The 12,688-nt window shown below is 63.9% G+C and carries 12 protein-coding genes; 6 read left to right on the top strand and 6 right to left on the bottom strand.

The window, feature by feature from the left end; translation table 11 throughout:
• The first annotated feature begins 90 nt into the window (after nucleotides 1–90).
• Nucleotides 91–1,890: an arylsulfatase gene (locus tag VF769_RS00640; protein ID WP_331006434.1), complete on the top strand. Its 1,800-nt coding sequence runs from the start codon at nucleotides 91–93 to the stop codon at nucleotides 1,888–1,890.
• Here VF769_RS00640 and gabT read toward each other — a convergent pair.
• Nucleotides 1,887–3,164 carry a 4-aminobutyrate--2-oxoglutarate transaminase gene (gene gabT, locus VF769_RS00635; protein ID WP_331006433.1) on the bottom strand — a complete coding sequence of 426 codons (1,278 nt, stop codon included), beginning with the start codon at nucleotides 3,162–3,164 and terminating at the stop codon, nucleotides 1,887–1,889. The two genes, VF769_RS00640 and gabT, sit on opposite strands and share 4 nt — an antisense overlap.
• 161 nt (nucleotides 3,165–3,325) lie before the next feature.
• Between gabT and VF769_RS00630 the strand changes: the two genes are divergently transcribed.
• A complete protein-coding gene (locus VF769_RS00630) occupies nucleotides 3,326–4,567 on the top strand; it encodes an acetyl-CoA C-acetyltransferase (RefSeq protein WP_331006432.1) in 1,242 nt (413 codons plus the stop codon).
• On the opposite strand, the gene VF769_RS00625 is transcribed toward VF769_RS00630, so the two are convergent.
• Complete coding sequence (locus VF769_RS00625) at nucleotides 4,564–5,799, bottom strand: aspartate aminotransferase family protein (protein WP_331006431.1); 1,236 nt, start codon at nucleotides 5,797–5,799, stop codon at nucleotides 4,564–4,566. The genes VF769_RS00630 and VF769_RS00625 overlap by 4 nt on opposite strands.
• A 147-nt stretch (nucleotides 5,800–5,946) precedes the next feature.
• Here VF769_RS00625 and VF769_RS00620 point away from each other — a divergent pair, with 147 nt between their 5' ends.
• Complete coding sequence (locus tag VF769_RS00620) at nucleotides 5,947–6,081, top strand: hypothetical protein (RefSeq protein ID WP_331006430.1); 135 nt, start codon at nucleotides 5,947–5,949, stop codon at nucleotides 6,079–6,081.
• A 53-nt stretch (nucleotides 6,082–6,134) separates the two neighbouring features.
• Nucleotides 6,135–7,199, top strand: a complete 1,065-nt coding sequence (locus tag VF769_RS00615) for a hypothetical protein (protein ID WP_331006429.1) — start codon at nucleotides 6,135–6,137, stop codon at nucleotides 7,197–7,199.
• Here VF769_RS00615 and VF769_RS00610 read toward each other — a convergent pair.
• The 4 genes from VF769_RS00610 to VF769_RS00595 form a co-directional block, all read right to left on the bottom strand.
• Nucleotides 7,196–8,344, bottom strand: a complete 1,149-nt coding sequence (locus tag VF769_RS00610) for a metallophosphoesterase (protein ID WP_331006428.1) — start codon at nucleotides 8,342–8,344, stop codon at nucleotides 7,196–7,198. The genes VF769_RS00615 and VF769_RS00610 overlap by 4 nt on opposite strands.
• Complete coding sequence (locus VF769_RS00605; protein WP_331006427.1) at nucleotides 8,341–9,198, bottom strand: SdiA-regulated domain-containing protein; 858 nt, start codon at nucleotides 9,196–9,198, stop codon at nucleotides 8,341–8,343. Before VF769_RS00605 ends, VF769_RS00610 begins: the two co-directional genes overlap by 4 nt.
• Nucleotides 9,182–9,940 (bottom strand): DUF4956 domain-containing protein, encoded by a 759-nt coding sequence (locus VF769_RS00600; RefSeq protein WP_331006426.1) that lies wholly within the window; start codon nucleotides 9,938–9,940, stop codon nucleotides 9,182–9,184. Before VF769_RS00600 ends, VF769_RS00605 begins: the two co-directional genes overlap by 17 nt.
• A 68-nt stretch (nucleotides 9,941–10,008) precedes the next feature.
• On the bottom strand, nucleotides 10,009–10,683 hold the full coding sequence (locus tag VF769_RS00595; RefSeq protein ID WP_331006425.1) for a helix-turn-helix domain-containing protein: 675 nt from the start codon (nucleotides 10,681–10,683) through the stop codon (nucleotides 10,009–10,011).
• A gap of 204 nt (nucleotides 10,684–10,887) precedes the next feature.
• Between VF769_RS00595 and VF769_RS00590 the strand changes: the two genes are divergently transcribed.
• Entirely contained in the window at nucleotides 10,888–12,315 is a 1,428-nt protein-coding gene (locus VF769_RS00590; protein WP_331006424.1) for a PAS domain S-box protein, read from the top strand.
• The coding region (locus VF769_RS00585) for a response regulator transcription factor (protein ID WP_331006423.1) at nucleotides 12,308–12,688 on the top strand (381 nt) is incomplete at its 3' end. The genes VF769_RS00590 and VF769_RS00585, both read left to right, overlap by 8 nt.

The raw sequence follows: 12,688 nt of genomic DNA, 5'->3' as shown, positions 1-12,688 counted from the left end.
GCGTAATTTCGCTCCAGAACCCGGGGCGCCCTCTTGTGGCGTGCATTTGCCGGCAGGCATGGCACTATGGGCCAAAGACAGGGGGGCATCATGATTGCGAAGGAATGGGCGCGCTGGGCGTGCGCGGCTGTGGCGACGATTGCGCTGAGCGCGGCGTCGCCAGCGGGTGCGCAGAACGAGCAAGCGGCCACGACCCCAACCGAGCGGCCAAACATCGTACTGATCCTGATCGATGACGCGGGCTTCACTGACCTGGGCGCCTATGGCGGCGAAGCGCGGACGGCCAACATTGATGCGTTGGCGCAGCGCGGCGTGCGCTTTTCAAATTATCATTCCTCGCCGCTGTGCTCGCCGTCGCGGGCGATGCTGCTGACGGGCGTCGACAACCACCGCACCGGCGTGGCGACTATTCCGGAAGTGTTGCCGCCGTCGCAGCGTGGCCAGCCCGGCTATTCGTTGCATCTCGAGCCAGGCGTGACGACAGTGGCGGCGCGGCTGCAAGCGAGCGGCTATCGCACTTACATGACGGGCAAATGGCACTTGGGCGATGGGCCTGGCCAATTGCCGAACTCACATGGCTTCGATCGTTCGTTTGCGCTGGAAGCGTCCGGCGCGGACAATTGGGAGCAGAAGCCATACATTCCCTATTACGCGCACGCGGATTGGTACGAGGATGGCGAGCCGGCGACGTTGCCGGGGGATTTCTACTCGTCCCGCTTCATGGTCGATCAGATGATCGAATACATCGAGAGCGAACGGGCGGACGCGCGGCCGTTCTTTGCCTATGTGGCGTTTCAAGCGGTGCACATTCCGGTGCAGGCGCCGCGCGAGGACAGTGCGCGTTATCGCGGCCGGTACGATCAAGGTTGGACGGCGTTGCGCGAGCAGCGCTTTCGGCGCGCGCAGGAATTGGGGCTGATCCCAGCGGAGGCGGCGCTGGGGCCGGCCCCCCCGCGGGCGCGAAACTGGCAAGACGTGGAGCCGGGCGAACGCGCGCTCCTGGCGCGCAGCATGGAAGTGCACGCAGGCATGCTGGACTCGATGGACCAGCATATTGGCCGATTAATCGCGTACCTCGAACAGAGCGGCGAACTGGCGAATACGGTGTTTGTCGTCACCTCCGACAACGGGCCTGAGCCGAGCAACCCTCTGGCGGCGCGCGGGTTCGAGCAATGGATGCATTTGAACGGCTACACGCGTGAACTGGAGAATTTGGGCGAGCGCGGCAGCATGGTGGCGATCGGGCCAGAATTCGCGAACGCGACGGCTGCGCCAGGGGCATTGTTCAAATTCTATACCACCGAAGGCGGCACGCGGGTGCCGATGATTATTGCTGGTCCTGGCGTTGGCGCCGGTCTGCGCGCTGACGGGTTTGCGTATGTGACCGACATCGCGCCGACGCTGCTGGAGCTGGCGCGCGTGACGCCCGCGACTGAGGGTGTGCCGATGACGGGCCGGTCGCTCACAGCTGTGTTACGTGGTGAAGCGCAGTCAGCGTATGGACCGGATGAACCCGTGGGGCTTGAGGTGTCCGGCAACGCGGCGCTGTTTCGCGGCGACTTCAAGTTAGTGATCAACCAGCCGCCGAACGGCGATGGGCAGTGGCGGCTTTACAATGTGCGGCTGGATCCGGGTGAGACACGTGATCTCTCCGCAGAGATGCCTGATCTCTTCGCGCAGATGCAGCGTGACTACGAGGCCTACGTGCAGGAGATGGGCGTGTTGCCCATGCCTGAGGGCTACAACATTCATGGCCAAATCGAGACGAACACGTACGCGCGTCAGTTCACGCGCTACATGCCGTTCCTGATTGGCGCGGGTGTGGTGTTGATCGCGCTGATCGGCGGCCTGGTGTGGCTGTTTATGCGCAGACGGCGCACGAAAGCTTAGACGCGCAACGCCGCTTCGAGCTTGCTCAAACCATGCTCAAACAGATCGTCTTCGATGGTCAGCGGATAGAGCAGGCGGATGGTTTCGCCGGAGACGCCGCAGGAGAGGAGGATAAGCCCCTCTTCGAGCGCGCGCGTGGTGACACGCTTGGCGGCGGCGCCGTCGGGAAGTTGGCCGCCGCGTTCTGTGATCAAGTCGAAGGCGATCATCGAGCCGGGACCGCGAATGTCGTCGATCGGGGCCATGTCGTTGCGCGTTTGGATTTCGCGGAGCTTGGCTTTGGCGCGTTCGCCGAGCGTGTTGGCGCGTGCGATCAGCCCTTCGCTGTCGATCACGTCGAGCACGGCGAGGGCTGCGGCGCAGCCGATCGGCGAGCCGCCATAAGTGCCGCCAAGGCCGCCGGGATCGACTTTGTCCATCATGTCGGCGCGGCCGACGACGCCGGAGAGCGGGAAGCCGCCGGCGAGCGATTTGGCCATGGTGATGAGGTCGGCGTGGACGTCGTAATGCTCCATGGCGAAGAGCTTGCCGGTGCGCGCAAAGCCGGTTTGCACTTCGTCGGCGATGAGCAGAATGCCGTGCGCGTCGCAGAGCGTCCGCAGGGCGCGCATGAGTTCGGGCGGGACCATGTGGAAGCCGCCTTCGCCCTGCACCGGCTCGATCACAATGGCGGCGACGCGTGAGGGTTCGACATCGGCGCGCAGGATGTGGTTGAGCACAAGCAGGCTGGTTTCCACATCGACGCCATAGCGCGCGAGCGGGAATGGCACGTGGAAGACGTCCGGCACGGACGGGCCGAATTGCTGCTTGTAGGGCGCGACCTTGCCGGTCATCGCCATCGTCAAGGAGGTGCGGCCGTGGAAGCCGCCGGTAAAGGAGATGATGCCGGTGCGGCCGGTCGCGGCGCGCGCAATTTTCACGGCGTTCTCGACTGCTTCGGCGCCGGTGGTGAAGAAGATGGTTTTGGCGTCGACCGCGATGGGCGCGCGCGCATTGAGCTTTTCGGCGAGTTCGACGTAGGGCTCGTAGGCGCTGACTTGGAACGCCGTATGCGTGACGCGATCGAGTTGTGCGCGGACGGCTTCGATCACTTTGGGATGGCGGTGGCCGGTGTTGAGCACGGCAATGCCGCCGGCGAAGTCGATATATTCGCGTCCCTCGACGTCCCACAGGCGCGCATTTTCGGCGCGTTCGGTGAAAACCGGCGTGGCGGTGCCGACGCCGCGCGGCACGGCCTTGTTGCGACGGGCGAGAAGATCGGCGTTGGTGGTCATGGTTCGCGCCTTACGTAAAGTTATGCGGCGGTTCCTAGCACAAGTCGCAGCCGCCCGAAGCCCTGTGCTTCTGATAAAGCTGCGTCCTGCCGCCGCGAGAGGGCTTTTCAGCTTTGGCGCGCGACGCGATGGTGGCGGCGAAGACATAAAGGGAGGCCGCGATGGCTGAAGCGTGGATCATTGATGCGGCTCGGACGCCGCGCGGCATCGGCAAGATCGGTAAGGGCGCGCTCGCCGACATTCACCCGCAGCAATTGGCGGCGTCGGTGCTGAAGGCGATTGCCGAGCGCAACAATCTGAACACGGCTGAGGTCGACGACGTGATCTGGGGCACGTCGAGCCAGCGCGGCAAGCAAGGCATGGACCTTGCGCGCATGGCGCTGCTGGACGCTGGCTACGACACGCGCGCGAGCGGCGTGACTCTGGATCGCTTCTGCGGCTCGGGCATCACGAGCGTGAACCTGGCCGCGGCGCAGATCATGTCCGGCATGGAAGATGTCGTCATTGCTGGCGGCACCGAGATGATGAGCTACACGGCCTCGCAAGCCGATCCAAAGAACCCGTCATTGATGGATGCGGGCAATTTGCGCCTACGCGCGCGCCATCCCCAGTCGCACCAGGGCGTTTGCGCCGACGCCATCGCGACCATGGAAGGCATTTCGCGCGAGGCGCTGGATGAGCTGGCGCTGGTCAGTCAGCAGCGCGCGGATGCTGCGATCAAGGGCGGACATTTCAAGAAGAGCGTCGTGCCGGTTTACAAAGAAGACGGCACGCTCGCGCTCGATCACGAAGAGTTCCCGCGTCCGCAGACCACGCTGGAAGGCCTGGCGTCGCTGAAGCCGGCGTTCGAGGCGATGGCGGAATTTCCGCTTGATGAAAAAGGCACGACGTTTGGCGGCTTGATCCGTCAAGTTTATCCTGATTTGAAGATCAAGCATTTCCACCATGCGGGCAATTCGTCGGGCGTAGTGGATGGCGCGGCGGCGCTGCTCCTCACCTCCCCGGATTACGCCAAAAAGCATGGCTTAAAGCCGCGCGCGCGTGTGGTGGCGATGGCGAATGTGGGCGATAGCCCGACGCTCATGCTGAATGCGCCGGTGCCGGCGGCGAAGAAGGTGCTGGCGAAGGCGGGGCTGACGCTCGACGATATCGATCTGTTCGAGATTAACGAAGCGTTCGCGGTGGTGGCGGAGAAGTTCATCCGCGACCTCAAGCTTGATCGCGACAAGGTCAATGTGAATGGCGGCGCGATGGCGCTGGGCCACCCGATCGGCGCGACCGGCTCGATCCTCATCGGCACCATCATTGACGAACTTGAGCGCCGAGACTTGAAGCGCGGTCTGGTGACGATGTGCGCCGCTGGCGGCATGGCGCCGGCGATTATTGTCGAACGGATGAATTAAGAGGCGTAGCCAGCCGCTTTGCCGCCAGCGCCTTCATCGGCGCTGGCGAGCGCGGCTTCGAGGTCAGCCAGATATTCGTGCGCCACCTCGTTGTGCTTGGGCGACAGCATCAGGTGCAAAGCGGGCGGGTCGAGCAAGGTCGCGGTGAACCAGCCGCGCTTATACATCTGCACATAGATGTTCATCACGTTCACGCTGTCATGGGTGAAGGCGATGATGCCCAGCTGGGGTTTGCCGAGCACGCGGAAGCCGAGCTTCTTGACGCCCGCTTCGATCTTTTCGCGCGCGTCGGTGACGAGCTTTTGCTTGGCGCGATAGCCGTCGACGCCGAGATATTGCATCACAGCCCAAGCTGAAGAGATGGCGCCGCCGGGTCGCGTGCCGGCGAGCGTTGGCGTGATCATGCGGCCGAGCGGCCAGGGGCCGGCGTCGAAGCCCATATAATCGTGCAACTCTTTGCTGCGGAAGAAGACGGTGGAGGCGCCTTTGCTGGCGTAGCCGTATTTGTGCAGATCGCCGGATATCGAGAGCACGCCGGGGAGTGCGAAATCGAACGGCGCGAGCTCTGCGCCGTTCATGCGCACGAAGGGCGCGAGATAGCCGCCGACACAGGCGTCGACGTGCAGCCAGACTTTCTTACGCAACGCGACTTCGCTCAAAGCTTCGATCGGATCGAGCAGGCCGAATGGAAAGCAGGGCGCAGAGCCAACGATCATCAATGTATTGGCGTCGATCGCCGCTTCCATCGCTTCGACGTCGGCGAGGAGGTCTCGTACGGGGATGCGGCGGATTTCGATGTCCATCACCATGCCGGCCTTGTCGAACGCGGGGTGTGCGGTCGAAGGCACGATGACGTTGAGGCCGGTTGTGGCGCCGCGTTTCGCCCGGGCGTGGTCGCGCGCGGTTTTGACGGCCATGAAGATGGATTCCGTGCCGCCGCTGGTCATGCCGCCGGCGGCCCCTTCAGGGGCGTTGAGCAATTTGAGGCCGGTGGCGACGATCTGGCGTTCCATCTCGGCAAGGCTCGGGAAGGCGGCGGGGCCTAAGCCGTTCTCCGACGAGAACATCGTGTAGCCAGCCTTCTGCACCTGCTCCAGTTCGGGGCCTGCGTTAAAAATGTAGAGGCCGGTGCGGCCGTCACGCCATTTCACGTCGCCAGCGGCCATCGCGCGCATACGCGGCTCGATCTCGCTCCAGGGGGCGCCGTGGTCCGGCAGGGCCGTCTTGTTCATCGCGAATTCCTCGTGTTTGGCGGACGGAAGCACGGCCTAGGCCGTTTTGGCTAGGGTGTGACGCACGACACATCGGCAGGGGGCGGGCATCGGTAGGTTCAAGTCATGGCCAGGGCGGGAAACGCCGGGCCTGAGGAGGAAGACCCGATGACGCCCGCGATCACCGAAATGGCCCACGACGCGCGCAACACGCTGCAATCGGCGATGGTCTTCGCGCTCTGCATCGGCGCTTCCATGATTTTGCCGCTCACGCTCGCGATCATCGGCTTCCAAGCGCTCTAATCCGCAATAAGGTAGTCCGAGCCGCCACCGGGCGGCAGGGCGGGAGCGGGCAGATGCCGGGACCAATCAGAACAGCCATCGTCGGTTTCTTCCTCACCACGATTATGTTTGCGATCCCCGCAGCAGCCCAACCCCGCCTTTTTGCAGACGAGACGGAAATTCAGCTTCTTATCGATGCGCCGCTCGCCGATCTGCTCCGCGCAGCGCCGCGGAGTACCGATCCGTTTTCCGCTGGCGTGACTTGGAGCGGCGAAGGCGGCGACGACACCCGCTACGCCATTCAACTCTCGCCGCGGGGCCTGTCCCGGCGCACACGCGGCATCTGTACTTTTCCCCCGCTTCGGCTCGATTTCGACCAGAGCGCGATGCGCGGCACCGTCTGGCGCGGGCAGAACAAGCTGAAGCTGGTGACGCGCTGCCGCAGCGGGGCGCGCTATGACGAGCTCATTGCGCTCGAAATGACAGCTTATCGGATGTTCAACGTGATCACGCCGATGAGTTTTCGCGTGCGACCGGCGCGGGTGACATATCGCGATGTGAACGGGCGCCGGCGGGAGGATGTCCAGTTCAACTTTCTGATTGAGGACGTGACCGACATGGCCCGGCGCAATGATCGACGCGCGCTGGAAGTGATGCCTGAGGATGTGCGTTCGGATCAGCTAGACCCCCGTGCAGCCTCTTTGGTGACCATGTTTCAGTACATGATCGGCAACCTCGATTGGGACATGACGAGCGGCGTGCCGGGCGAGGAATGCTGTCACAATGGCGCGCTGATGGCGGCAAACGCCAATGCACGCTCAGAGATCGTGCCGGTGCCCTATGATTTCGACATGACGGGTTTTGTCGACCCACCCTACGCCTTGTTGCCAGCGGAGGTGAATATCTCAAGCCTGCGCCAACGCGTGTACCGCGGACTTTGCCGCCACAATGATCAGGTCCCGGCCGCCATCGCGCATTTCCAAGCGCGCCGCGAGGCGATCTTGGCGGTGATCGACGGCGAGACCCGCCTCAGCGCGGGGCGCCGACGTGCGGCACGCGCCTACATAGAAGGCTTTTTTGAGCTGATCGATGATCCGGCGCGCGTGGAGAATGCGATCACCCGGCGCTGCCGCGGTTAGGGCGCTGACGCGGGCTGAGGCGCCGCGCGGCACTGATTGGCGGTGCTGCGCAGCGGCGACTGCTCCGGTTCAAGAGCGAGGATAGCGTCAAGGTAGGCGCATGTTTCGGCTTGGTTGCTGACGTTCAAGGGCACGCGATGGCCGCGATGAATGGTGGTGAGCATGCCGTTCTCGATGATCAGGAAGGCGTGCGGGTCCGCGTAGTTGGCGCGCCGCGCAATGTCGGTGATGATGACCCGTCCGCCGAAGCGAGGTAGAATGGTCGCTGCGCGCTTTGTGTGGCCGACAATGATGCGCGAGACGCCGTGGCGCGCGAGCAACGCGGCAAGGTGCGGCTCCTCGGCCGCCTCTTCGTTCAGTGACAAGCCACGATACCAGAGCGGGCCATCTTGCGCGGTGAGAATGTCGGCGAAAGCTGGATCGGGCTGGCCATTCAGGGCGCCGCGCACGGCGTCGTTCATGGCGTCGCGTTCGGCGGGCAAATAGGTCGGGCCAATGCCCGCGTGCAGGAAGAGTATGTCGTTGATGCGGATCACGCTGTTGTGGCTGGCGATCCAACGGCCGTAACGACCAGTCGGCGCCCAGGCCTGGCGGTGTTCGACGTAGCCGAGCGGATGCTCGGCCTCCCATTGCGCGCGGAAGGCCGCGTCGAAGGTGGGCACGCCGGTCGGCGGCGGGTTGGCGCGCAGCCAGTCTTGCGTCTGGCGGTAATAGGCATCGCGCAGCCGGCTAGAGTTGCGGTCCGCGAAGGCAGCGTACTCGCCAGGATGCACATAGCGTAAATCGCCTTCCACATTCATGGCTTCATGATTGCCGATGAGCGCATGCACTTGGCCGCCAGCGCGCTCAGCCTGCGGCTCCAAGCGCATCAGGTGATCCATCACCATGCGGCTGTTTGGGCCGCGATCGGGAATATCGCCCAATTGCACAAGGTGGGCGCGCCCGCCCGTCCAATCGCCGCGCGCATCGATCAGCCCCGCGGTGCGGAGCATGTCTGTAAATTTCTCGTAGTCGCCTTCCAGGTCGCCGATGACGACGATGCGCTCGACGCCGGTCCAACTGGATTCCGCTCGCGCCAGTCCGGGCGCCGCGAGCAGCGTCAGTGCGAGCAGAAGAGCCGATAGGAAACGAGCGTAATAGGTCATGGGGTTCGAGAATAGCGGCTCAACAGCGCGCGCGCATCTCCGGCTTCATCGGCGACGGCCAAGGCGCCGTCAGCCAACACCGCTACGCCCTCGGCCTGAATGTGGGCTGAACCGAGCGCGCGGGCGGAGAGCACCGCACCCTCGGGCGAGAGTTCGACCAGGGCGGCGTCGAAGGCTGAAAGAAGCAATAAGCGACCGGTCGAGGGGTCAATGTCGAGGGAGGATGGGCGGAAACGCCTGACTCCGGCGCGCGCAGCGATATCTGCTTCAGGCAGCGTGCGCCAAAGCTGCGCTATTTCGCCGGGGCGCCAAGAATAGAGCGCGATGGTGTTGCGCATGTCACGCGCCGCGTTGCGTTTGCAGGCGAGGATCAGGCGTTCGGTCGAGACGTAGGCGAGGCCTTCGATTTCGCATGTATCTGCGAGGCCAGTATCGAGTGTCTCGTAAGCGACCGCTGCGCCATCCGCGCCTTCACGAAAGCGGCGTACTTGGCCTTCCGCCGTGGTGATCCAGAACTCCCCTTCCGGGCTGATGGCGACGCCTTCGAAATCGCCCGCGATTGGCGGGGCGCCAAGCGCGAAGCTTTTCACGATCGCGCCGCGGGTGAGGTCGATCTGGTAGATTACGGCGCGCTCGTCGTCATGTGCGAAGAGGCGGCCGTCGGGTGTGACAGCTAGACCAGAAATTTCGCGGAGTTGATTTGGCAAACGCCAAACGAGATCGGGCGCCGCGGCGAAGAGCGAGCCGGGTGGAGGCGCGCTGGTTTGCGCATTCGCTGGCGTCTGTGAAGCTTGCCCGCACGCGCCGACGGCCAACAGGGCGGCGATCAGCGCCCGCTTAATCGTCGTCATCATCATTGTCTTCGCGCCGCTTTCTAGCGTCATCGCGCTTCTTGAGTTCCTGCTCGCCCGACATCCATTCGCGCGAGAACATCTGCTTGCCAGTGGTCTCGGCGCCGAACTCGGTCGCCCAAAGGCCAAGCACCGTGTAATTGAAGAAGATCGAGATTATGGCAGCGACCTCGACGGCGTTGATGCCGCAAGCAACGCCAACCGCGATCGATGTGAACAAATAGGTGGTTTCGGCGCTGTCCTTCAGCGTGTGGCGGAAGCGTACGCCGGCAACAATGCCGGCCAAACTGAACGCGAGCGCCAGACTATTGTGGACGACGTGGACGATGCCGGTGATCACCATCGGCAAGACGAGGATGGTTTGGATGAAGGATTGGCTGACGTCCTTGCGCTTGCGTGCGCCCATGCAGATCCAAGTGACGGGCAGCATGAGGATGAAGGACGAGACGATAGCCAGCGCGAGCTTGATACCGTCCGCGAGAGTCGACGCCGCCGGCGGCGGCGCCTGCGCCGGCGTGACGTGTTCGAAGGCGGTCTGCCCCACGGCGCCGAAACTTGCGGCGCCGCCGACCGGCAGCAATTCCATTAGCGAAGGTTGCAGGATCAGCATCAACGCGACCGCGCCAGCGACGACGAGGTAATAAGCGGTGATGTAAAGATAGGGCTTCAGCAGCTTCGGCAGGCCGGGTGGCGCGGAAGCGGGCGCGGACGGCGCAGATTTTGCTGGTTCAACCGTGTCCGTCATTGCTCCCGCCGACTCCTTGGTCGGCGGGAGATTAGCGGTCAGGCGGCCTCAGGTCTGCCCCTTTCGCCTCAGGCGGCTTGGAGGGTCTCGAGGGCGCAACGGTCACGGACGACGACGTGCCGTGAGCTAGGCAGATCAATGGTGTGGTCACGCTCCATCTGGGTGAAGGCGCGCGAGACGGTTTCGATCGTGAGCGCGAGATAGTCAGCGATGTCAGCGCGGGACATGGGCAGGTCAATCTCGGGGCGCTGGGCGAAGCGGTCGGCCAGCTGCAGCAGGAAGGCGGCGACCCGCTCGCCGGCACCCTTGCGGCCAAGCACGAGGGCATGCTCCTGCGCGCTAGACAATTCCTTCGACATAAGGCGCAGCAGCGCCTGTGCAGCGCTGACATCCTGCGCCGCGGCTTGGTCGATTAGCGAACGGCGGATCATCGAGACTTCCGCATCGCCAACCGCCTCGGCCGAAAGCGCGTGCGCCGCGCCGGGTTCTAGGCCGAACACATCCCCCGGCAGGTGAAACGCCATGATCTGGCGGCGACCGTCGGCGCTGAAGCGGATGGTGCGCACGGCGCCCGAAACCACCCGATAGATGTACTCAGCTTTTTCGCCTTCGCCGAAAATCTCCTCGTTGCGCTGGAAGCGCATGCGCGTGCCTTGCAGCACCACGCCGGGGCCGAGGGCGATGCCGTCGGAAACTTGCGCGTGCAACGCGCCGCCTGTCGTTTCGATACCGAGATCACGCATGGGTCCGTCCTCCTGAGCGAAGGGCTACGCGCTTCGCGGGCCCGGCAAAATTCGGGGCGAGCGCTTAAGGGAAAACCCGTAGGACGAAGGGAATACCGTTTCGCGCCTTGGCCAAGGCCGATGCGCTGGGTAAGCAAGCGCATGCGATTGAGCGGCGTTTTCAGGAGTTTGGGGGAAGCGTTGCGGACGCGGCGGCGCTGGGCGGTGTACGGCGCCGTAGCGGTGCTGGCTTCCGCGGCGGCGCTGTTGACTACGGCGCTGCGTGCGCTCGCGCCTGACGCAAGCGGCTTTTTGCTGTTGGCCTTAGTGGTGTTCGCGAGCGCCTTGTTTGCCGGATTGTGGCCGGCGCTGTTCGCCACAGCGTTGGGGTATCTGCTCGGGGCATGGATCGAGGGGCACGCCGGCGGCGGCGCGCTGGTTTTCGTTGTGGTTGGCGCGGTGGTCAGTTTTGCGGGCGATTGGTATTTCCGCAACCGCATGCGCGGGGATCGAACCTCGCGCGTATTGGCGGAGCGTGAAGCGCACCTGCGCTCGATTTACGATACTGCCCCGGATGCGTTGGTCGTCATCGATGAGCGCGGCATCGTGCAATCCTTTAGCGCGGCGGCCGAACGCGTGTTCGGTTGGACGGCCTCGGAGGTGTTGGGCCGCAACGTAAAAATGCTCATGCCGCAACCCTATCGCGGTGATCACGATGGCTATATCGGGCATTATTTGAACACGGGCGAACGGCGCATTATTGGTATCGGCCGCATTGTCGTCGGCGAGCGCAAGGATGGCTCGACGTTTCCAATGGAATTGGCGGTGGGCGAAGTGCGATCGGAACGCGGTCGAGTCTTCACTGGGTTCGTTCGTGATCTCACCGAGCGGCAACGGACCGAGACGCGGCTGCAGGAATTACAGGCCGAACTTGTGCATATGTCGCGCCTTACGGCGATGGGCGAAATGGCGTCCGCGCTGGCGCACGAACTCAATCAGCCGCTCAGCGCCGTGAACAATTATATGAGCGGCGCGCGCCGTTTGCTGGAGCGCTCGCCGCATCCGGAGCCGCGCGTTCAGGAGGCTTTGGACAAGGCGTCCGAGCAAGCGCTTCGGGCGGGTGAGATCATCCGGCGCTTGCGCGATTTTCTGGCCCGCGGCGAAGGGGAACGGCAGGTGTTGTCGTTGCCGAAGCTCGTGCAGGAGGCTTGCGCGCTGGCGCTCGTCGGGGCCAAAGAGCATGGCGTGCGTGTCCGCTACGGTTTCGACCCGCGCGCCGACATGGTGATCGCCGACCGGGTGCCCATCCAGCAGGTTATCATCAATTTGGTTCGTAATGGTCTCGATGCGCTGCAGGATCAGCCGCGGCGCGAATTGTCGGTGTCCACCGCGCTGGCTGATGACGAGGGATTGGCGCTGGTCTGCGTCAGCGACACCGGTCCGGGTATCGATCCGAGCGCGGCGGCCAAATTGTTTCAGCCGTTCGTGACGACGAAGGCGACGGGCATGGGCGTTGGCCTTTCCATATCGCGCACGATCGTGGAGGCGCACGGGGGACGCATCTGGACCGAGGCCAACCCCGAGGGTGGCGCCATTTTCAAGTTCACTGTGCGCTTGGCGCGCGAGGAAGATGTCGAGCCGAAAGATGAGTGAAGCAGTCGTTCATATCGTGGATGACGACGCGGCGATGCGGGAGTCGGTGGCGTTCCTACTGGGAACGGAGAACATCGCGACGCGGGTCTATGACGGCGCCCATGCCCTGCTGGCGCGCGGCGTTGAGTTAGAGCCCGGCTGTGTCGTGACGGACATTCGTATGCCGGAGATGAATGGGTTGGAGCTCGTCGGCGAATTGAAGCGGCGCGGGGTGGCCCATCCTGTCATTGTGCTGACGGGCCATGCGGACGTGGCGCTGGCGGTGGAGGCGATGAAAGCAGGCGTGCTCGATTTCTTGGAGAAGCCATTCCAGGATGAGACCTTGCTCGACGCGGTGCGCGCGGCGCTGGCCAAGGGCGAGGGTGAAACAGGA

It is taken from the genome of Vitreimonas sp. (assembly GCF_036392335.1).
Lineage (GTDB): Bacteria > Pseudomonadota > Alphaproteobacteria > Caulobacterales > Aquidulcibacteraceae > Vitreimonas.
Note: the sequence above shows the minus strand (reverse complement) of the source record. Positions and strands in the feature narration are given on the sequence as shown.